Source organism: Teredinibacter purpureus, assembly GCF_014217335.1.
GTDB lineage: Bacteria > Pseudomonadota > Gammaproteobacteria > Pseudomonadales > Cellvibrionaceae > Teredinibacter > Teredinibacter purpureus.
On sequence record NZ_CP060092.1, the window covers coordinates 209,437 to 229,593 of the forward strand.

The window sequence follows — 20,157 nt, forward strand, 5'->3', positions numbered from 1 at the left end:
ACGTTAATGACCCGCCTTTTCGTTAAGCGTTTCAATTTCGTTAGCCAGTGTTTCGATATATCGGCGACGGCGATCTCGTGTCATTGAAAGGATATCGCGTTCACTCCAATGGTAGTGAAACGCCAGATAATGCACCTCCCGAAAAAGTACATCGATTCCCACTTTAAGCTCACTAAAGAAGAAGTCTTGCAGCTCAAATGGGGCGACAAAATCTCGTTTACACTCGGGGCAATTAACATCCATTGTTAACGCAAGATGCGATGCGCGCGCCTCCATTTCTTGTTCAAGGCTCATTAACAGTGCGGCAGGTACGGAGCGCAACCACTCTACGCTTGGGGCCGTTACATCGCCGAAGTGTTTTATGCACCGGCTGAGCAAATGCAACATCAACTGTGTTTCGCTATCGTCATCAATTGCGCATAGCGCTTCTTGATCGCCACCGTTAGGCAATCTAAATTCAACTACGGTGTTCGTTTGGTCGCTGGCCGTTACCACTGAATACTCGACGAGACACGGCAGTGATACACAAAAATGCAGGGCACTGTCGCACGCCGTTAACGGAATACTGGAAAGATTAAAATCAATATCCACGCCTTTTCCACAGCTTGGCCAAGGGCACGGCAACGTCGCCTGCACACGATCGCCAAAGGTCAGCTGGCGTAAAACCATTAAACAGTATTGGCGATCGCCAACCGTTAGAGCACGAATTATGGAAGCATCGATTTTGTCTATTTCACCAATACTTTTAACACAGCGAATAAGCACCTCAGTAACCTGAACGGCGCCCGGAAATTGTTGGGACGACAGTATTTCCTCTTCAAACCCTGTTAACGGGTTCATGACTAGTTCACAATGCCGTTTGCCACTGACATCGGTATAGCCCATAGGTAACGTCCAACAATTTTTCATAACGTGCGTCGCCTCAGTGCTTAACTTTCTGTGGGCTCGGTAACGGACGCGTCGCGTTCCCATCCTTCATTTTGCAATGTTATCGTTTGAATCATAACGGCATTTCCGCTGGCATCCAGTTCGGGAAGCGCCTGAAACTCCGATACCCAGCAGCGATAAACGTTATACGCCAACACCGTAACCCCTTGTAAGTTGGTTACTTCAATGGTGATATCTTTGCGAAAATTTTTCAGCGACATGGCCGCATCGCCTTCAAAATTATTCGCTTTATTCGCCCAATCTTCGAAGGCGGTATTGTGTGTTACACCGGCCTCCAATGTTATGGCTTCGTACTTTGTCATACCGGGTAATTTTCGCCCATGAGAGTTGTCTCCTGCTTCCCGCCAGTCCACCACATCAACGGTTTTCTTGAGCGCACCACATTTACTTAAACCGGCCACATACTCGTTATCCCACTTTACTTTAAATTTAAAATTTCGATACGGATCTTCGCGGTGTGTATTGACTGCGAACTTAGGCATAGTGTGTTACTCCCCATTAAGAAGGCGTTGACGTTAACCGGTTTGACCCGCTTTTTGGCTAATTTGAACAACCACAAATTCGGCTGGTTTCAGCGCTGCAAAGCCCACTTGAATATTGACAATGCCAGCATTGATGTCGTCTTGTGTGGTGGTTTCGCTATCGACTTTCACAAAAAAAGCTTCTGAGGGCGTACTACCTTGAAACGCGCCACGGCGATAGAGTGTCATCATAAACGAGGTAATATTAAGGCGAAGCGCTTGCCACAAAGGCACATCATTCGGTTCAAACACCGCCCATTGAATACCTCGATAAATACTCACTCGCATTAAAATAGCGGTTCGTCGCACGGGAATATACGCCCACTCTGCATCGCTAGTAACCGTGCGCGCGCCCCAAATAACACGCCCCGATGCCGCAAATTGCCGAATAACATTTACGTGATAAGGCGTTGGGTTTAATAGACCTTGCTCTACATCCGTTAAGTTGGTGATAAGACCAGTAGCCCCTGCAATTGCAGCGCTCGTGCCTGCCGGCGCCTTCCATACACCACGACGCGCGTCGGTTTTTGCGTACATGCCCGCAACAAATCCCGAAGGAGGAACCGTAATGGGCTGGCTTGAAACGCCCGTGGGGTCATTCATATTTAGCCACGGCATATACACAGCGCCATATGAATTTTTCGGTGAAACACCGCCTACAAAACCCTGCGCCTCTTCAACGGTGTCGTAATCTTGCGGCATATCACCGATAAAAAAGCAGTCTCTAAGCGGGCGGTTATCGCAATAGTTAACGGCTTCACCAAACAGGCTGGGCGAGGCAACGCCAGGAATCGCGATAAGGCTTACATCTTGTTTATCATCCAGTAAATTAAGCCCATCTATATACGGCTGCTCATTAATGATGGGGTCGCCATCGGAACCCGCCGCTATCGCGATAACAGGGCCGGCTGGCGCAACAGGGCTATGGTCACCCAATGCATAACGCGCACTATCTATGGCATACCGAATATTCGGCGGGCGCGTAATGGCGGCGCCCAATGTTTCGCGACCACCATCAAGCCGGCCTACGTTTAGAAATCCCGTTGCATTATTGGCCGCGTCACTTGCTCTAGCCACAGTCACCGACGAACCGGCACTCGACACGCCCGAACGCAGCACCAGTACATCCACGGCATCAATTGTTTCGATCACCGCCACGAACAGGTTAAATGCAGCAGCATCTGTAGAGGCTCGTAACGGGGCGATAGAATTACGCACCGTAAACTGAAGGGCAGCAGCAATATTCGCTCCACTATTTAAATTGGCTACTTGTCCCACACCAACGCCAACACCATCGGTTAAATCAACTTCTTGGTAACCATCGCCATTAATATTAATACGCAGCCGTGTTTCGGGCACGGTTAGCGCCATAGGCGCTGCGCCCCCGATACTCGCACCACGAGCCTGAACACCCGCTAAGGTTGGGTTGGCATCATTAACGCTCACCTGAATTACCGCCGAGCTACTCACTACGGTTTCTACAAAAGTGGGCGCGCTCGGCACCATACTTAAGTTTTCAAACACCTCGAGTAAACTCGCCTCTTCACCACTGCCTCGGTACACATATAAGTTGAATTCATTTTCGGCGTCGACCGTACCGTTTGTAATTTCAATTTCAATGTCGTTACCCCAAACGCCGGCACTGACGGCCGAGACGGTCAACGTTTCTGCGGCCACATCCGCTCTATCGGACAACACCAATTCCGCCGAGGCGGTATTAGCGCCAGCAACCCGAATAATGTAAGCCATCGAGCCGCCATTATTAAAAAATTGATAAACCGAATGCGCCAGAAAAGAGCTTGATTGAAAATTACCGTAGTAAGATTGAAACTGAGTGAAGTTAAAGATGAGCTTCGCTTCGCTCAAGCTACCTTTCTCGGCTTGGCCTATGAATGCGGCCGTCGACGTACTGGCGACCGTTATGGGTCGGGCGCCGCTGGACACTTCTTCAACATAAACACCGGGATAAGTGGGGGTAACCATTAGTCGTCTCCAATTCCTTATAGAAAGTAGTAGCGCCGCTTACGCGCTATAGATTTATCGTCTTACTTCGTCGTTTTTTTAGCTTTATCGACACGCGCGGCCCTGGGCTTTTTTGCAACCGTTTCCTTCTCTGTTTTTTCTGGCTCTGAAAGCCTCGTTATTTCCACAACTTTTCGACCCAGCAATTTATTGATGTACGGATTACCCTCTATCTCATTCGCCGAAATTTCGTATTCATATTTAGGTGGAAGGTGATAGCTCCTTCCGCTATTACACAGAACAGATACCGGACGACGGGTAAGGTTTTTCATTCGCAGTTTCATATTCACTTCCTTATTCACTTATTCACTTAAACGTATAAAACGCTTAACCATTATTCTGATATCGCGGAATTTAATGTCTAATCGTTTTTCTAGCAACGTAGATCGCACTACCATCATGTAATATCGATTTTTCAAGAACATTCTCATCAACTAATTCTTCTATCGCCTGCAAGACTTGCGCCCGCGTTACCTGGCGAGGCAATTCAAGTAGCCACCAGTTCAGAACTCCTTCAAGGGTATCGGCCGCATTACTATTGATGTCGAGATAGGTCATGATTGTATTTTCGATCATAGAAACGACGGCCCTGTCGTCCACATATTCGCTCACACATCGTCCCTCGCCTTATAACTCAGCTATCGGTGCAGAGACTGTGCCAATTAATACGTGCGCTTAAGTACCTACAATATGGGCTTCGCTTTTCGAAGCGGGTCGTTTTTGCCCCATTAAAAAGTGCGAGCTAACCGTGCGCCTAACTATTTTCGTTGCTTTTACACAAAATAGATAAAAGACCCTGTGGGGCCTATTTGCCCCAGCTATCTCGCTTTCCCAACACTCATTTAAAGCCCGCTTTAACCGCTCACTTTATTAACCTATTAATAGAATTAATTGCATAACAAGCATCTCAAGATATTCCCTTGGGTTTTATAAAAAAGGGAGGAAAGTGGTTTATTAACGAAAAGTAAGATATAGATCAACTGCTAAGGGGCGTTGAAAATTGCGTAAGCGAACCCGACAATTGCTTTTTTTTTACGGAATGGTACTGTTGTACAATCGATATTAGATTAACGGATTAATCGTAATTACAGACACTTTTTTTAGAATGAGTTCCACTATTTATACACGGCACATTACATGGAGGTTGCAAGGTGAAGCACATACAGTTTATTTTTCCTGTAAAGCTAAAAGAACCCAGCGCTGCAACTAAAAACCTCACACTAAAGGCTATATCTGAACGCCTCAGTGAAGATTATATTTGTCACTTACCGCTTTCAAACCAGGAGGAGGGCCCTCAATTTGAGACTAGGAATACGGTATTCATCGTTGTCTTTAGTTCTATACGAATCCTTCAGCAGGTCGACATATGCGCTTACGTAACGGCCCTAAGGCAACGAGGCCCGTCACTTATTCTCGCATTATTCGAGTGCCCCTTACCGGACAATATTCCGCGCCCTGTCTGTGAATTTGATGATATTATTTTTGAGTATTCCTGCGCAACGGATGCCGCCGAACAAACCGCGAAAAAAATATTTCAGTTCAGTAGAAAGCAATCAGGAAAACTATCAGACAACGACATACAATCATTTTTTAAATTAAATTTTGTCGGGAAATCAGAAAGTTATTACCGTATTATAAATCGTGTTATTCGTGTATCACACTGCGATGCCGCCGCACACATTTTTGGTGAATCTGGAACAGGAAAAGAAATGGTGGCGCGTGCATTACATTATTTCGGCAATCGTCGCGATAACGCCTTTGTGCCCATTAACTGCGCGGCCATTCCGGACGCATTATTTGAAAGTGAATTATTTGGTTACGAGAAAGGTGCGTTTACCGGCGCCAACGCGTCACATGCTGGTTTAGTTTCGTTGGCCGATAGAGGAACGTTATTTTTGGATGAGGTAGATTCACTTTCCGAAAAGGCGCAATCTGCACTGCTTCGATTTCTGCAAACGGGTGAGTACCGGCCCGTAGGCAGCAATAAAATAAGGCATGCCGATACACGTATTATCTCGGCAACCAACACGCCCCTTGCAAAGAAAGTGATGCAACAACATTTTCGCGAAGATTTAATGTTTCGGTTAAACGTTTTAGATATTACCATTCCACCATTACGCGAACGCGTAGAAGATATTGCCGTTATCGCAAAGCATTTAATGTCACGGTTCTCTCGCATCCACAATCGCGGTAAAAAAATACTGCATTGCGATTATTTAGCATGGCTTGAAACACAATCCTGGCAGGGGAACGTACGGGAGCTGGAGAATCACCTTTTACGCGATTATCTTTTGCGGGAGGAGTCGCTCATTAATAACCAGCAATTGGACGCGCCAGAAAGCCCCGCTAGTGCTATGCACGAGGTGGCCAATAGTGAACTTCAGAATTTAACGTATCAACAAGCGAAGGAGGTCGTTATCAATAATTTCACTAAACGCTATCTTAAGAGCATTCTGAGCGAAGCAGAGGGAAATGTAACCTACGCAGCAATTCTTGCGGGAAAAGAGCGCCGTTCGCTCGGTAAAATGATGAAAAAATACGGCATAGACCGCACCGAATACACGCTATAAGGCGCATGCAACCCGCTAATGCAACGCTAGATAAGGCGCCTACTGGCCTCCCTATACTGCAGGCCCCCAATAATCTATCTACTTGGTAGCCCAGTTTAACGAACCTAAGAAGGCTGGTTAAACTGTAGATCACACAACCGCTTGTACAATGGTGAGCTAACAAGCAGCTCGCTGTGCTTACCCTCTTCTACTATTTTCCCATTGTCCAATACGACAATTCTATCGGCGTGAATAACCGTCGCTAAGCGATGCGCAATAATTAAGGTAGTGCGGTGCTGCGTTAAATCATTGAGGGCTGCTTGTACATGCTGCTCGCTTTCGGCGTCTAAAGCACTTGTGGCTTCGTCTAGGAGTAACACTGCAGGGTCTTTTAAGATGGCGCGCGCAATGGCGATCCGTTGTTTTTGGCCGCCCGAGAGCCTCACGCCTTGCTCACCAAGATAGCTGTTATACCCGTCGGGTAGTGCGCCAATAAACTCGTGCGCGTGGGCCTGCTTGGCCGCCAGTATTACGTCTTCATCGCTCGCCTCTGGCCTACCGTATCGAATGTTGTGCCATACGTCTGCACTGAAAAGAACCGGCTGTTGCGGGACCAAACCAATGTGCTGTCGGGCGGTTTGAATGTGTAACGAACGCAGGGGTGAATCGAACAGCCTTACTTCGCCTAGGTTTGGGTCATAAAAACGTTCAAGTAATTCAAACAATGTTGTTTTACCTGCACCCGACGGTCCCACAAGAGCAATGGTTTCTCCACGCTCGATCACTAAGTTAATGTTATCTAGGGCGTATTGATCGGGCCGCGAGGGGTAGGCAAAACTCATATTTTTAAATTCGACCACAGGGGCCGTGTCACTCACATGCAAGCTGGCGGGCAATTCGGGGCTCGTTATTTCTGGCTCTACAGAAAGTAGCTCCATTAACCGCTCAGCCGCTCCTGCCGCTCGCTGCACCTCACCGTACACCTCGGACAGCGTGCCCAACGACACGGATACCATCATGGCGTAAAACACAAAGGCGCCTAACTCACCGGCGCTAGTGTTGCCTTGCAGAACGTCGGTGCCGCCCATCCATAACATACCTAAAATACCCATGGAGATAAGGACCATAACCGCAGCGATTAAACTGGCCCGTTGACGAATACGTTTTTTCGCCACAGTGAACGCAGCAGTGACTTCTCTTCCAAACGCCACCTGCTCTTCTTTTTCGCGCGTATAGCTTTGAACAATTTTTATATTTTGAATAATTTCGCCAGCATAGGCGCCTACATCAGCGACGGTATCTTGGCTTTTACGCGATAAGGCACGTACTTTGCGCCCGGTTAAAATCATGGGAAGTAATGCGAAGGGTATGCCGCTTAACACCAATAGACTCAACTTTAGATCGGTAATTAGCATCATGGCTAGACCACCCACCAAAGTTAAAGAATTGCGCAACGCGAGAGAAAATGATGACCCTATAATTGATTGCAGCAATGTCGTGTCTGTCGTCAACCGGCTCATTATTTCGCCGCTAAGGTTGTCTTCGAAATAACTGGGATGCAGTGCGATTAGGCGCGTAAATACGGCGCTTCGAATATCGGCGCTAACGCGTTCGCCTAACCAAGACATTAAATAGAAGCGAATAAAAGTACCTGCCGCCATTGCAACAATAAGCACGGCCATAAACCCAATGGCCGAGGCCAATTGTGTTTCTGAGCCAGCCACAAAACCCTCATCAATCACGCGCTTCACCGCCTGCCCTATGGAGAGGCTCAGCCCTGCCACAACAATAAGCGCAATGATTGCACCAGCGGCACGACCCGCATAAGGTCGAACGAACCCAAAAATGGGTAATAATGTTTTAATCGGCTTAACCGTTTTTGACTTCTCGGCAGGAGAGGTGTTCGACATGGAATGCTCGCTGGGCAGAATTAACAAGCACGCATAATAACGCTTAACGGGTGTATGAACGTGTGTAACGGTAGTGAAATTAAACATTTCATAAAATGAATACATAAAAAGCGGGCTTAGGTGTTAAAAATCAACACTCTAGCCCGCTCTTAGATTTAACGGTTGAACGTTACAAATTTAGATTGCAGGGATTTCTACCCAAAAACGTACGTCGTCACATTCATGGCCGGACAACTGCTGGTAGGTCCAATCGTAGCCCGCTTTGAAATTTTGAATATCTTGGGTATTCGGGTTGCTCAAACCAGTCGAACCATTTCGGTGTCCACCAAACCAGTTATTACCAAATTGACTACGACATTCGTTATACACCTGAACATCCAAGCTTTTATTACTGTTCATTGCCGCAGACACATCGTAATCACCTGAACCATAACCAGACCAAGCGCTGTGACACTGACGCATCATGCCCCAGTTTTGTTTGGTTGCACCGGCGTTAAACGCATCGCCAGATTTCGCATCGCCGTAGGTGTAGTTAGTGTCCATTACTTCAGTTTCCATCATGGCAGACGCTAAGAAACGACGGTCGGCGCCAGCATTCTGATACGACTGTTTATTCGCACCTAAACCTGACACGGTGTAACAACCACAGCTAATACCGCTTGGGCAGTTTAAGTTGCTCGGACAACTGCCGGTTCCACAGCTTCCACCGTTCGACGAACTGCTAGAAGAGCTGGAAGAACTAGAAGAGCTTGAGGAATTGTTATTACCGCCACCTTGAGTATTACATTCGGCTTGCGAAATACAACTTTCATTGTTCTCCCAACCCCAACCGCTCGAGGTGCTGGTGCACATTGGTGTTGCGGTACCATACCAATCACATGAACCACCGCCGCCACCGTTATTCGATGAGCTAGAAGAACTGGATGAACTAGACGAGCTAGATGAACTGGAAGAATTTCCACCACTTACGCCGCCCGCTTCTGCACAGGTATCGTAACCGATACAACTCTGGCTGTTCTCCCAACCCCAACCAGAATTCTGGTTATTACACAGCGGGTAGTTAGACCCGTACCAATCACACTGACTTTGCGCCATCGACGATAGGCTGAAAAAAACAAACAAAAGGGATACCGCTGAGATTATTAAACGTTTCATTAGAACGCTCCTTAGATTGTGACTTGTAACTTCGATTAGATGCAGTTACCTCGCACAAATCGCTCGCGATCACCCGTGAGGCTGATTCGCATACGTGAACGATAAGTACGTAAGACGCACTGCGTGATTAAGCCGAGATAATGGTGGTTGCCTTTGAAACAGGCGAAAATCTGCCATTGCGATACCATTTTTATTGCTTTTATATCAACAGCTTGAGAGGCAGTGTGCCCACAACTGTAACCGGTTACAATTAGTTTGTTTTCATCAATAGACCGCTTCGTTATTTCGATTCGAAACTAAAACGGTAAAATTTACGTTTTATCGGTTAAGGTATACATTGCGGCATGGTAAACGGTATGGGCCCGCTGCTCATACTCGGGCGTCACGCGCTCAGGTGCGAGTACAGGCGCGTTAACGAGAACATAAACGTAATGAGGTGCACGCTACACCACTAGGGTATTTCCAGTAATGTGTATTGATCACCGACCTGCTCTACTGTCAGCCCAAATGACGCTGTTAAGGTGGTTAATGTTGCGCCAAATTGATTCAGTTGGAAAACCGCGGTAATGGTTTTATTCGCCAATAGGGGGTCGGCCACAATAAGCGTTTCGGGGAAATAGCGGTTCAGCTCTGCCACAACGCGATGCAACGGCTGCCCCTTAAAGATAAGCTGCCGAGTACGCCACGCCAACGCGTTAGTCGCATCGATGGATGCGGGTTTCTCGCCACTTTGTGCCGCGCCGAGGCTGAGCTGTTCATTAGCCTGTAATTCTTGTGTGGTCGAAAAAACGCGATTCATTTTTTTTGCGCCCAACGCCACTCGCCCCTTTAACACCGTTACAACAGTATCGTTATCGAGTGCCCGTACTGAAAAACGAGTGCCCATAACACGGGTTACACCGTGGGCTGTAACAACATCAAATGGCCGCGCGGGATCATGTTTAATATCAAAAAACGCTTCACCAGCCTCGAGCGTCACAATACGTTGCTCGGCACTAATATCCACCTGTAACCGCGTTGCTGTATTCAGCGTAAGCACCGAGCCGTCCACCAGTTGATGCTCATGCTGTTCGCCAACCGCCGTGGAATACTGGGCCGCTTCGGTGAACTCCCCCCCACCAGGCAGAAAGTAAAACACCCCCACCAATAGGCAGGCACACGCCGCCGTAAGGCCCAACCAAAGCATGTGCCATTCTGACTGAGGCGCTTCACTATTACGCGTTATACGCTCGAGGGCCTCACCGCGCTGCCACAAGTTTTCCGCTTTTACGTAAGCCGCTTGGTGCACCTCCGAGGCGTCGAGCCACTGAAAAAAAGCGTGTTCGTCGGCTTCGGTAAGCGTGGAGGATTCGAGTTTCACCAACCACATAATTGCCTGATCTTGGGCGCGTTTTGTTCGCGTTTTAAACCTTATCATGTTGCGCTGCCTTCCTTCAGTTCATCTCTCAAAAAGCGGAGCGTTTTAATAATATGCTTTTCTACGGTGCTTTCGGCGATACCCAAATGCTCGCTAATAGCTCGATAGCTCATACCGTTTGCTCGGCTCAACATAAAGGTATGTCGACATTTTTCTGGCAATCGTTCCAACGCTTTTTGTAATCGCTCACAATCACTTGCCGCAATAGCAAACCTTTCAGGCGAAAGCTCATCGCTTTTCGTGATGTCTTGCTCTTGTACATACCGCGTATGATATTTTTTTCGTTTTATACGATTAAGCGCTAAGTTACTGGCCGTTTGATAGAGATACGCTTTAGGGTTGTCCATGCGTTTGAGCTGCTCAGCGCTTAAGATGTTAATAAACGCATCTTGCACTATGTCTTCGGCATCACTTTCAGACGTTCTAAATTTATAGACCATTAGCCGAAGTAAATCCTCTCGGCTTTTTTCGAATAACAGTTTAAGTTGTTGTATTTTATTCATCTAAAAATCAACACTCACACTCAGCACTGCGGTACGCCCTGCCGAAGTATTTTCTCGAACACCAAAAACAGTCGCGGTGTTATACCGTTGATCGAGTACATTTTTGACTGTTAATGTTACGTGAGCGGTTTCTCCGGCTAACGGAAGGTGGAGCCCTGCCCCAAGATCGATTGTGGTGTAAGCACCATAAAGCCAATTATTTTCGTTTTCGGCAAAGCGCTCACTCACATATTTAAAACCACCGTTAAACGTTAAGTTTTCGTTAAGCGCATAAAAACCAAATAGGCTCGCGGTTTGTTCGGCCGCCAATGCAGGTACAAGCCCTGTATTTTCACCACTGGTAATTTCAGGCAGCATAAAGGACCCTGCCGCAATAACGTTAATATCGTCACTCGCTTGTAGCGATATATCCATGTCGATTCCTTGTACCCGCTGGCTGTAGGCTTGTTGAATGGTACGCACACCTTCAATGCGTTTTGTTTCAACAATATTTTCCTTTTCAATAGCGTAAACGGCCACGCCTGCAACCATTCGCCCTTCGAGCAATAGCGCTTTAAAGCCAGCCTCCACCTGTTGTGAAAACTCTGGATCAGCGGGTTGGTTACCGCTTGCATCCACAACACGGTTAACACGAAACCCTTCGTTGTAATTACTGAACAGTGAATAACGCTCACTGATTCGATACACCAAACCTAATTGCGTAGACCACTGCCAATACTTAGGCTGCGTGGCAGTTTGACCATCGACCGCGACTTCTTCAGCCGTTAACAGCGAATAGCGCAGCCCCATTGACGCAACCCAATAGTCATTCAGTTCAATTGAATCTTGCGCATATAATCCCAACTCTTGAGTGTGCAGCTCTTGATGGTAATCGGCATAGGCATGATTAGCGGTGTTAGCCGAAAGCGTTAATGCAGCGATAACATCATCCAGCGCCTGCACCGTTTGCGCTTCTGTCCATGTTTGACCCGGCAATAAATCTCGCTCTTCAATAATGTACCGCTGCTCCACCTGTTGGCTTCGCCAATCTGCTCCAAAGGAAAGATGGTGCGTTGTTGACTGCCACGGTAATGTACCTTGCAACCCCAAACCGCCACTGGTAATGGTGCTTTGTGATTCTTCATCATAAAGCCCCCTTACACGCCCCAAGCTAAACCGCCAATCAGGAGCATCCCAGCGCAGTACAATAGGTACTGCCAATTGGCCGCCTAAAAAGAACAGGGTAAAGTCGTCACCGAGTTCATCCAGGTTCACCAGTAAATCGTTGTTTAACAACGTATCAGTCGTTGTTCGTATGCCATAGCGGTATTCTTGCTGAACATTAAAACGTGCGTGGCCTCGCCATTCAGAGGAGAAGTAATGGCTTACTTCGGCAGAAAACAGATTGGAGTGCGATGTAAAATCCTCTTCTGACTGCCCCGCAACTTGGCTTAGCGTTGTACCTTGCCTCGAATCGTCGTAATCATTGAGCACGTCAAAATCACGGTCTAACACTTGCGATGATTGCTGGTATTCAAACCCAACATCCACCCGTGTATTGCCACTGGGTTGCCAGCTGAGCGAAGGCGCAAGCAGGTGCTGGTACAAATTGCTCAGTTCGCCAGACAAATCCTGCTTTTCGGTTGCCGCCACGAACCGGTATTGAATGTTATCAGCGGAGGTTAAACGACCATTGGTATCCAACTCGAATAAACCTCGGCCATTATCCCCCCCACCCATGCGCAGATGCGTAAAAGTATCGTGCATAGGTTTTTTTCGAACAACGTTAATCACACCGCCGGGTTCGCCCTGACCGTACCGCAGCGTAGCGGGGCCTTTCACAACTTCGGCTTGCTGGATATTGACGGGCATTAAACGCACACCGGTGCGGCCGTCAAGCCGAAATCCATCGACATAAATACCTTGCCGTGCATAGCCGCGAATGCGTGCATCGTCATTAGTGTCCGACAAACCATCGCCAGGCAATACGCCACTAGCGTACTTCAAAATATCGTCGAGACTGGTCGCTTGAATATCTTCGATCAAGGTTTGAGGGAGCACGTTGAAGAATCGGGATGAGTCAAAATAAGCCACGCCAGCGTGCAATTGTGTATTGGTGACCGTGTTATACCTAAACGGGTAGCGGCTGCCCGTAACGAGGAGTTCATCTATTATCGCTTGTTCGCTGTCAGTGCTCCGCGTGGTTTCTCCCGCTTCCGGCGTAGGAGGTTTAGCGGTAATCACGTAGGCGTCGCTCGTGGCGACATAAACAAACTCTAAGGCCGTGGAAGAGAGTAACAACCTTAGCGCCGTATCTGTTGGCAAAGGGCCTAGTACGGGTGTTGTACGATAGCCTTTGAGTAAATGCTGATCGGCAACGATAGTACTGCTCGATTGAATTGCAAACTCCACTAGGCCTGCCTGCAACGATTGTGCAGGCAAATCGAAAGCCCGAAGTGACGCGACAATATTGGGCGTACCGCGAGTATCCGCGAAGACGGGTTTTACACAGCCAACCGTACTCCCTACCCCCATCGCAATAATTAATACGGCTGTAGCCAACGAGTGGCAATGACATTTATTCATATTGTTATCGGTCAAAAAAGCGTAATGGCAGTCATTATGGCGCTGAAGTAAGCAGAATAAAAGCGGGCACAAAGTATGAGCTTACGCACTCCCCCACGACCCCAATAGGCGCCGTGCACGTTGCGACCACTGGTCTATCACATCTGTTTTTACCTACCTTTCAAACACTATAAAAACAAAACCTCGCGTACACGCACAATAAATCAATCAACATTGCCGTTATAATAGTATTTATAGAATTACCAACCGACCTCTTTTGCGAAACGCACTATACCCAACCAAACGTCAACCTATACTTTAGTCTATAGCGCCCGCCGCTCAAGGGCTGCAGCCCTTTTCTCCGCCGTCACCAAACACGCTATTAGCTCCCTTTCATCTTTCAATAACCCGAAAAAAACCGGCCACCCAAAGTGTAACCGGTTACCTTGTTGGTGTGTTTTTGTGACGCAGATCACACTTTTAAACCTAAGAGACACTTATCCAGATTAAATGTATACATGTATCCTTAAAAGGGTCGACTGTCGAAAATAGCGCCATATAATCAAATAGTCATATTGACAACATAGATAGCGATACGTCTATTTTTCTACATAAAAATAACGGAGAAACGCCTAATGACAATGGCAAAAACCGTGGTTTCCAAACGAAAGCCACTTTTATCGACACTTTTCACAGGGCTATTGGCCACACTAGCCATTAACGCTTCAGCGCAAACAACTAACGACTTTGAACTGCGCATGTCCGGTGTTTCCGGCAGCGAGTCTGTAAGTTTGACCGTTGGCGGTGTTACCGTGGACACATGGAACCCATCCACTAACATGCAGTCTTTTTCTGCAAGCACGACTCTGGGCGGTGAAGTTCGTGTTGAATTCACTAACGACAACGACGGCAATTACGATGTGCAGGTTGATTACTTGGTAATTAACGGTTCTACCTTGCAAGCCGAAGATCAAGCTGAAAATACTGCAGCATGGGATAATACCTGTGGCGGTGGTGGTTACAGCGAAATGATGCACTGTAACGGTCATATTGCATTTGGTAACGTAGATGCAGTCACAGGTGGCAACCCCACCCCGACGCCTACACCAGCGCCAACCGCTACACCAACCCCAGTACCCACGGCGACCCCGACTCCGGTACCGACAGCAACACCTACTCCAGTACCAACGGCTACCCCTACACCGGTACCGACTGCGACACCCACACCAGCACCAACCGCTACTCCTACCCCTGCACCCACTGCTGAGCCAGGCAACATCCTGAGCAATGGCGGCGCAGAAAGTGGTTTAACTAACTGGGACGGTCACTACAACGATGTTGAATTGAGCCAAGCACAAGCATTTGAAGGTTCTAACAGTGTTCTTGCGGCCAGCCGTTCTTCGAACTACCACGGTATTTTGTATAACTTGCCTACGCTGACTATCGGTCAAACCTACTATTTCTCTGCCTGGGCTCGCCTAGCAGACGGTGAAGGCTCTAACACCGTTAAGATGACCGTTCGCAATGTTGCCGGTTCTGGTACTGACTACTTCAACCTGCCGCAGGTCGATGCTACTGATAGTGCTTGGGTTCAATTAACAGGCTCTTACACGCACGAAGCTGAAGGCGAGACGGATGTTTACATCGAGTCTGACGACGCTAATTTGGCTTACTATGTAGATGCCTTGTCGGTGACGACTGAAGAGGTAGAGGCTACGCCTACACCAACGCCAGAACCCACACCAGCGCCAACGGCAACGCCCGCACCTACGGCAACACCAGCGCCTACGCCCACCCCTCAACCAACTGCTACTCCGCAGCCAACGCCAACACCAGGCCCCAGCACGGGTTTCGAGCCGATGACGGAAGAAAACTCTGGCGATAGTTGTTATGTGGCCGATACTGGCTCCTACGCGTCTTTACCCGTGATAGATGAATTGCCTGATCCCTTTACGTTAATGGATGGCTCTCGCATGAGCACTAAAGACCAGTGGGCCTGTCGTCGCGCCGAAATCAGTGCGATGCATCAACGCTGGATCTACGGCGAGAAGCAAGAACCCACCGCAACCGTTACGGGTTCGGCTAGCAGTAATAGCATTACGGTAAATGTGTCGGATAACGGCAATTCCATCTCCTTTAATGCCAGTATCGAGCTGCCTAGCACAGGCTCTGCTCCTTACCCCGCTATGATCGGTATCGGTAGTTCTAGCTTGAACAACAACGCACTGAAAAATAAAGGCGTTGCGATTATCAGCTTTCCTAACAGTGAAATCGGCCAACACAACGACACTGGCTCACGTGGCAAAGGTAAGTTTTTCGATATTTACGGCAGCAACCACAGTGCCAGTGCTTCAGTTGCATGGGCATGGGGCGTTAGTCGTTTGATCGATGCTCTCGAAAATACCAGCGGTCACAGCATTGATCCTTCACGTTTGGGAGCAACAGGTTGTTCACGTAATGGTAAAGGGGCCTTAGCCGTAGGCGCTATGGACGAACGTATCTCCTTGGTTATTCCACAGGAAGGTGGTTCGGGTGGCGCAGCCGCATGGCGTGTTGCAGATGCACAGAAAGCCGATGGTGATAATGTTCAAACCGCAAGCCAGATCGTAACCGAGAACGTTTGGTTGTCTTCTGACTTCGAGCAATTTGCTGACAACGATACCGTCACCAAACTACCTGTCGACAACCACGAACTGTTGGCCATGGTTGCTCCACGCGGTCTACTCGTTATCGAAAACACCACACAGGAATGGCTTGGCAACAAAGCCACTTACACCGCGTCTATCGCAGCACGTGAGGTTTATAAAGCCTTAGGTATTGCTGATCGTATGGGTGTATCGCAAATTGGCGATCATGGTCATTGCTCATTCCCATCGTCACAACAATACGCCGTTGATGCCTTTGTCGAGAAATTCCTCCTAGGCAACGACTCTGCTGACACCAGCGATATTGTTGAAACCGACGGCAATTTCTCGGTTGATACTAACCGCTGGATGCCGTGGTCAACACCAACACTTCAGTAGTCAGTTGTAACATTTTCGCTCTTCCTGCCTAAAATGGCAGGCTCCTTGAAACCGTCACACTGATGTGTGGCGGTTTTTTTTGTTTCCAATTGACTGAAACAACCTCTACCTTTTAATCGTGTTAAAGCATAAATTTTCATCCCAAAATATGCCTTACACCTCATCCAGCTATAAACAATTGTGGCGTACAGTTCAACAGCTGATCAAAAATTGATACGCTGGCCTGCTGTTTGAGTTACCGATTTCCCTTGGAGTTATCTATGTCTAGTGCCGTCATCATTGATTCAGGATGCGACCTACCCGAAAACTATGTGCGCAAAAACCCTATAAAAATCATGCCGTTAAATTTAATCATCAACAGCAAGGAAATGGCCAATACTCTTAATTAGCGTCAACGGTTAGGTATGATCAAAAATGGACTTCTGGATTTAGATGTTCAGGCAGGAACCTCTCCAACATCTGTCGAGCAAATTCGCGAGCTCTACTTAAAACACGTAGTCACCGATTGCGATCTAGCCGTTGGTTTAATTATTGCAAAATCTCGCAGCCCAACATTCGACAATTGACTAGCTGCACAATCCAGTATTCTTACCGACTACCGTGGCGCTCGCCAAAAAGCCGGCGTACAAGGCCACCTTTCGATGCGTGTCATTAACTCCGGCAGTATGTTTACAGGCCAAGGGCTTATTGCCGCACAAACGATTGAATCCGTTAAAAACAACCCAACAAAAAACCAAATTAGACCAATGGTTGAAGGGTTTAAAAACGAAGTACAAGCTTTTGCTATTCCCGGCTCGATTGCTTATTTACACGAGCGCGCACGGCAAAAGGGTGATAAAAGCGTAGGGTTTTTAGCGGGGTTAATTGGCAAGGCTTTAGATATAGCCCCCATTATGCGCGCCTACCAAGACGACACCTCTGCGGTTGCCAAAGTGAAAGGCTATGAAAACGCCGTCAATCGAGTGTTAGACAGCGCAATAAAAGCCATTAAAAAAGGGTTAACGTCACACTATATTTGCGTCAGCATTGCAGACGAGCTCGATGCTCTACACACCTTTTCTCGCTACAGTGATTTTTTAGCCGCTGCCGAAAACGCCAACCTAACCGTACTCACATCCGTTATGAATATGACTGGCGCCATTAATATTGGCCCCGGTTCATTTAGCCTATCGCTCGCAACCGATCAAGGCGAATTAAAATTCTAAACAGCCTTTAGGCTTGTAGCCGCTGGCCAAATCGACGTCGATAATTGGCTGGCGCTACGCCCTGTATTTTCTTGAAGACTCGCCGTAACACCTCTGCACTTGCAAACCCACTTTTATCCGCAATGGCTTCTAGCCCTATAACCGTATCTTCCAGTAAGGCCTTTGCTGCCTTAAAGCGCGCTTGCTCTACAAACTTACCCGGTGAAACGCCCACTTCGCGCGTAAAACTGCGCGAAAAATTGCGCTCACTCATGACCGCCCTTTGGGCTAACGAACCAATACAAAGATTATCGCGAGGGTGTTGATGGATATACGTGCACAAATCTCGAAACGTGTGGCTTTCGAGCGACTGGCTTTTCAGTAAATCGGAATACTGCGATTGCCCGCCTTCTCGACGATAATAAATCACTAACATGCGCGCGATGCTCATTGCCAAATCCCGCCCGTAATCCGCTTCAACGAGGGCCAGCGCCAAATCCATTCCGGTGGTGACACCCGCCGAGGTATAAGCATTTCCGTCGCGTATAAAAATAACGTCTTCTGCTACGGTTATATCCGTGCTTATGCGCGATAAATACTGAGTAACCGTCCAATGACTTGTGGCCCGTTTCCCATCCAACAAACCCGCTAATGAATAAAACAGGGAAAGTGTTGCGCAATACACGCTACGTACGTGATGGGAAAATTGTAACCGCTGCGGGCGTTTCCGCAGGTATCGATATGGCGTTGTGGCTAGTAGGTGACATTAAAACGCCGGACTATGCACGACGTGTACAACACTATATTGAATACTGCCCCCAACCGCCTTATGCCATACCCAGCGACTAACGCTGAACGTAAAAACTATTGTGGTGGTGTTGGCGTGGTGCTTGGCAATGATAAGGCGCTAGCCAACAACACCCCAATGACCAGCACCGTTAAACACTACAAACCATTTTCAACCATCTCTTTTATTGTTGTAGCCTTCACAAAATGATCCAGTTGATGAAGTTCAATCCACCAAGTGGCCGCCTCCATTAGCAACGCTGGGTTGTCATTTTTATTCGCAAAGAAAGCATAAAACGAAAGGCCGACATTATCGCCCTTGCGTTCAATTTTTTTTGCGCAAACGTCAAGAACCTTATCTCTTAATGCTGCTCTCATAACACACGCACACCCCCCTCAATAGATAATTTCACGCCCCTAAAGCGCAGCTTAACCCTTATGGTCTCACGTCACATTAAAATGGTTTTCACCATTAGCCAAACCTAAAAACAGGCTGCTAGAAGACTGCGATGCGGTAACGCTCGTAAAGAGGCGCCCAGCAAGTCTATGTGTGACACGGTGAGCACGCCCAACACGAAGCTATTATTTAGCCCAGGCAGTCAGCGACAGAGTTACGCTCTTTTAATATGGGCATAAACAAATGGGTTCTATTGGAAAGACGCTCTTTGCCGGAGCTTAAATCGATGGCCAGTTCGGCCGCGTAACTGGCCATTTCTTCTACGGGATAATGCATGGTGGTGAGAGTGGGCCTACACGCTTTTGCGATGTATAAATCATCAAAGCCTACTACGGACACGTCTTCTGGTACCCGAATACCGGCATTTTGGAGTGCGTTCATTGCACCAACGGCCATTAAATCGTTATAAGCCACAACCGCTGTGAACTCGCAGCCATTTGCGATTAAAGCGTGAACGGCTTCTTCGCCTCCACGCATGTTGGCGGTAGATTCTTGTATACACGCGGGATCGATGGCAAGGTCGTTGGCTTTCATTGCGTCTGTCACACCAATTAACCGCGATTTAGGGTCGTTATTCTGGTAGACACTGCTAATCACCGCAATTTTACGGTGCCCTCTTCGAATTAAATATTCGGTTACTTCCCTAGCACCCGCTTCGTTGTCGAGCCATACGCAGCGCTGCGCCAAGCTGGGAATAAAGCGGTTAATCAACACGAGGCCAGGAATTTCTTCTGCCAATTGGGTTAGCGTTTTTTCGTCGGAATATTCGCTGTGTAAGATAATCGCGTTACATTGATGCTCGCGTAGCGAATTAATCGCTTCTAGTTCTGTTTTGGTTTCGTATAGAGAATTACTCATAAGCATTTTTAGCTGTTGCTCACGTGCGGTAATTTCAACACCCGCCGCTAAACAACCAAAAAAAGTCATGGATAATTTTGGAGTAACAACACCGATGGTATCACTGGTTTTACTCACCAGTGCACGCGCATTTGTGTTGGGCCGATACCCCAACTCTTGGATGACTTTTTTAACGCGCGCGCGACAGGCGTCGCCTACTTGGCCGCCGTCATGAACTACTCGCGATACGGTGGCAGTTGAAACACCGGCTACTCGCGCTACGTCTTTAATGGTTACCATA

19 protein-coding genes and 1 pseudogene are annotated in these 20,157 nt (G+C 47.8%); 6 read left to right on the top strand and 14 right to left on the bottom strand.

Annotation, left to right across the window (positions count from 1 at the left end; translation table 11 throughout):
• Positions 1-3: 3 nt before the first annotated feature.
• From H5647_RS00805 to H5647_RS00825, 5 genes are all read right to left on the bottom strand, one after another.
• On the bottom strand, positions 4-909 hold the full coding sequence (locus H5647_RS00805; RefSeq protein WP_045855626.1) for a T4 family baseplate hub assembly chaperone: 906 nt from the start codon (positions 907-909) through the stop codon (positions 4-6).
• 20 nt (positions 910-929) lie between these two features.
• Positions 930-1,430, bottom strand: coding sequence for a phage tail protein (locus tag H5647_RS00810; protein ID WP_045855627.1), 501 nt, complete (start codon positions 1,428-1,430; stop codon positions 930-932).
• 33 nt (positions 1,431-1,463) lie between these two features.
• Positions 1,464-3,452, bottom strand: a complete 1,989-nt coding sequence (locus tag H5647_RS00815) for a phage tail sheath subtilisin-like domain-containing protein (RefSeq protein WP_045855628.1) — start codon at positions 3,450-3,452, stop codon at positions 1,464-1,466.
• A 62-nt stretch (positions 3,453-3,514) separates the two neighbouring features.
• Positions 3,515-3,775 (bottom strand): hypothetical protein, encoded by a 261-nt coding sequence (locus tag H5647_RS00820; RefSeq protein ID WP_045855629.1) that lies wholly within the window; start codon positions 3,773-3,775, stop codon positions 3,515-3,517.
• 70 nt (positions 3,776-3,845) lie between these two features.
• Positions 3,846-4,103 carry a hypothetical protein gene (locus H5647_RS00825; protein WP_052691780.1) on the bottom strand — a complete coding sequence of 86 codons (258 nt, stop codon included), beginning with the start codon at positions 4,101-4,103 and terminating at the stop codon, positions 3,846-3,848.
• 539 nt (positions 4,104-4,642) lie between these two features.
• Between H5647_RS00825 and H5647_RS00830 the strand changes: the two genes are divergently transcribed.
• Positions 4,643-6,061 carry a sigma 54-interacting transcriptional regulator gene (locus H5647_RS00830; protein ID WP_052691781.1) on the top strand — a complete coding sequence of 473 codons (1,419 nt, stop codon included), beginning with the start codon at positions 4,643-4,645 and terminating at the stop codon, positions 6,059-6,061.
• 104 nt (positions 6,062-6,165) lie between these two features.
• Here H5647_RS00830 and H5647_RS00835 read toward each other — a convergent pair whose 3' ends face one another.
• The 6 genes and pseudogenes from H5647_RS00835 to H5647_RS00855 all read right to left on the bottom strand — a co-directional run bounded on the left by H5647_RS00835 (position 6,166) and on the right by H5647_RS00855 (position 13,590).
• Complete coding sequence (locus tag H5647_RS00835; RefSeq protein WP_045860919.1) at positions 6,166-7,950, bottom strand: ABC transporter transmembrane domain-containing protein; 1,785 nt, start codon at positions 7,948-7,950, stop codon at positions 6,166-6,168.
• Between the two features lie 177 nt (positions 7,951-8,127).
• Positions 8,128-8,583 (bottom strand): hypothetical protein, encoded by a 456-nt coding sequence (locus H5647_RS22525; protein ID WP_456243504.1) that lies wholly within the window; start codon positions 8,581-8,583, stop codon positions 8,128-8,130.
• A gap of 141 nt (positions 8,584-8,724) precedes the next feature.
• A pseudogene (locus H5647_RS22530) lies at positions 8,725-9,057 on the bottom strand (carbohydrate-binding domain-containing protein); the annotation flags it as partial.
• A 499-nt stretch (positions 9,058-9,556) separates the two neighbouring features.
• Positions 9,557-10,522 (bottom strand): FecR family protein, encoded by a 966-nt coding sequence (locus H5647_RS00845; RefSeq protein WP_045855631.1) that lies wholly within the window; start codon positions 10,520-10,522, stop codon positions 9,557-9,559.
• Positions 10,519-11,025 carry an RNA polymerase sigma factor gene (locus H5647_RS00850; protein ID WP_045855632.1) on the bottom strand — a complete coding sequence of 169 codons (507 nt, stop codon included), beginning with the start codon at positions 11,023-11,025 and terminating at the stop codon, positions 10,519-10,521. The genes H5647_RS00845 and H5647_RS00850 overlap by 4 nt, the downstream gene beginning before the upstream one ends.
• The gene (locus H5647_RS00855; RefSeq protein WP_045855633.1) at positions 11,026-13,590 is read right to left on the bottom strand and encodes a TonB-dependent siderophore receptor; all 2,565 of its coding nucleotides are present in this window, start codon (positions 13,588-13,590) and stop codon (positions 11,026-11,028) included.
• A gap of 614 nt (positions 13,591-14,204) precedes the next feature.
• Here H5647_RS00855 and H5647_RS00860 point away from each other — a divergent pair.
• The 4 genes from H5647_RS00860 (at position 14,205) to H5647_RS00875 (ending at position 17,797) form a co-directional block, all read left to right on the top strand.
• A complete protein-coding gene (locus tag H5647_RS00860) occupies positions 14,205-16,592 on the top strand; it encodes a glucuronyl esterase domain-containing protein (protein WP_052691782.1) in 2,388 nt (795 codons plus the stop codon).
• Positions 16,593-16,852: 260 nt separating this feature from the next.
• Entirely contained in the window at positions 16,853-16,981 is a 129-nt protein-coding gene (locus tag H5647_RS00865; RefSeq protein ID WP_121495337.1) for a DegV family protein, read from the top strand.
• A 15-nt stretch (positions 16,982-16,996) separates the two neighbouring features.
• The gene (locus H5647_RS00870) at positions 16,997-17,158 is read left to right on the top strand and encodes a DegV family protein (protein WP_121495338.1); all 162 of its coding nucleotides are present in this window, start codon (positions 16,997-16,999) and stop codon (positions 17,156-17,158) included.
• Between the two features lie 75 nt (positions 17,159-17,233).
• Positions 17,234-17,797 (top strand): DegV family protein, encoded by a 564-nt coding sequence (locus tag H5647_RS00875; protein WP_045855634.1) that lies wholly within the window; start codon positions 17,234-17,236, stop codon positions 17,795-17,797.
• A 7-nt stretch (positions 17,798-17,804) separates the two neighbouring features.
• Here H5647_RS00875 and H5647_RS00880 read toward each other — a convergent pair whose 3' ends face one another.
• Positions 17,805-18,416 (bottom strand): GlxA family transcriptional regulator, encoded by a 612-nt coding sequence (locus H5647_RS00880; RefSeq protein WP_052691783.1) that lies wholly within the window; start codon positions 18,414-18,416, stop codon positions 17,805-17,807.
• An 11-nt stretch (positions 18,417-18,427) separates the two neighbouring features.
• Here H5647_RS00880 and H5647_RS00885 point away from each other — a divergent pair, with 11 nt between their 5' ends.
• A complete protein-coding gene (locus tag H5647_RS00885) occupies positions 18,428-18,625 on the top strand; it encodes a type 1 glutamine amidotransferase family protein (RefSeq protein WP_052691784.1) in 198 nt (65 codons plus the stop codon).
• 96 nt (positions 18,626-18,721) lie between these two features.
• Here H5647_RS00885 and H5647_RS00890 read toward each other — a convergent pair whose 3' ends face one another.
• Together H5647_RS00890 and H5647_RS00895 are read right to left on the bottom strand one after the other, a co-directional pair.
• Positions 18,722-18,940 carry a DUF6500 family protein gene (locus H5647_RS00890; RefSeq protein WP_045855635.1) on the bottom strand — a complete coding sequence of 73 codons (219 nt, stop codon included), beginning with the start codon at positions 18,938-18,940 and terminating at the stop codon, positions 18,722-18,724.
• A 208-nt stretch (positions 18,941-19,148) separates the two neighbouring features.
• Complete coding sequence (locus H5647_RS00895; RefSeq protein ID WP_045855636.1) at positions 19,149-20,156, bottom strand: LacI family DNA-binding transcriptional regulator; 1,008 nt, start codon at positions 20,154-20,156, stop codon at positions 19,149-19,151.
• Between the last annotated feature and the right edge of the window lies 1 nt (position 20,157).

What these genes read in the sequence shown, in the direction of transcription:
- H5647_RS00850 (WP_045855632.1), bottom strand. Translation starts at nt 11,025, where the DNA reads ATGAATAAAATACAACAACTTAAACTGTTATTCGAAAAAAGCCGAGAG.
- H5647_RS00875 (WP_045855634.1), top strand. Translation starts at nt 17,234, where the DNA reads ATGCGTGTCATTAACTCCGGCAGTATGTTTACAGGCCAAGGGCTTATT.
- H5647_RS00835 (WP_045860919.1), bottom strand. Translation starts at nt 7,950, where the DNA reads ATGTCGAACACCTCTCCTGCCGAGAAGTCAAAAACGGTTAAGCCGATT.
- H5647_RS00870 (WP_121495338.1), top strand. Translation starts at nt 16,997, where the DNA reads ATGATCAAAAATGGACTTCTGGATTTAGATGTTCAGGCAGGAACCTCT.
- H5647_RS00805 (WP_045855626.1), bottom strand. Translation starts at nt 909, where the DNA reads ATGAAAAATTGTTGGACGTTACCTATGGGCTATACCGATGTCAGTGGC.
- H5647_RS00815 (WP_045855628.1), bottom strand. Translation starts at nt 3,452, where the DNA reads ATGGTTACCCCCACTTATCCCGGTGTTTATGTTGAAGAAGTGTCCAGC.
- H5647_RS00865 (WP_121495337.1), top strand. Translation starts at nt 16,853, where the DNA reads ATGTCTAGTGCCGTCATCATTGATTCAGGATGCGACCTACCCGAAAAC.
- H5647_RS00860 (WP_052691782.1), top strand. Translation starts at nt 14,205, where the DNA reads ATGACAATGGCAAAAACCGTGGTTTCCAAACGAAAGCCACTTTTATCG.
- H5647_RS00890 (WP_045855635.1), bottom strand. Translation starts at nt 18,940, where the DNA reads ATGAGAGCAGCATTAAGAGATAAGGTTCTTGACGTTTGCGCAAAAAAA.
- H5647_RS00845 (WP_045855631.1), bottom strand. Translation starts at nt 10,522, where the DNA reads ATGATAAGGTTTAAAACGCGAACAAAACGCGCCCAAGATCAGGCAATT.
- H5647_RS00895 (WP_045855636.1), bottom strand. Translation starts at nt 20,156, where the DNA reads ATGGTAACCATTAAAGACGTAGCGCGAGTAGCCGGTGTTTCAACTGCC.
- H5647_RS00810 (WP_045855627.1), bottom strand. Translation starts at nt 1,430, where the DNA reads ATGCCTAAGTTCGCAGTCAATACACACCGCGAAGATCCGTATCGAAAT.
- H5647_RS00855 (WP_045855633.1), bottom strand. Translation starts at nt 13,590, where the DNA reads ATGAATAAATGTCATTGCCACTCGTTGGCTACAGCCGTATTAATTATT.
- H5647_RS00820 (WP_045855629.1), bottom strand. Translation starts at nt 3,775, where the DNA reads ATGAAACTGCGAATGAAAAACCTTACCCGTCGTCCGGTATCTGTTCTG.
- H5647_RS00885 (WP_052691784.1), top strand. Translation starts at nt 18,428, where the DNA reads ATGAATAAAACAGGGAAAGTGTTGCGCAATACACGCTACGTACGTGAT.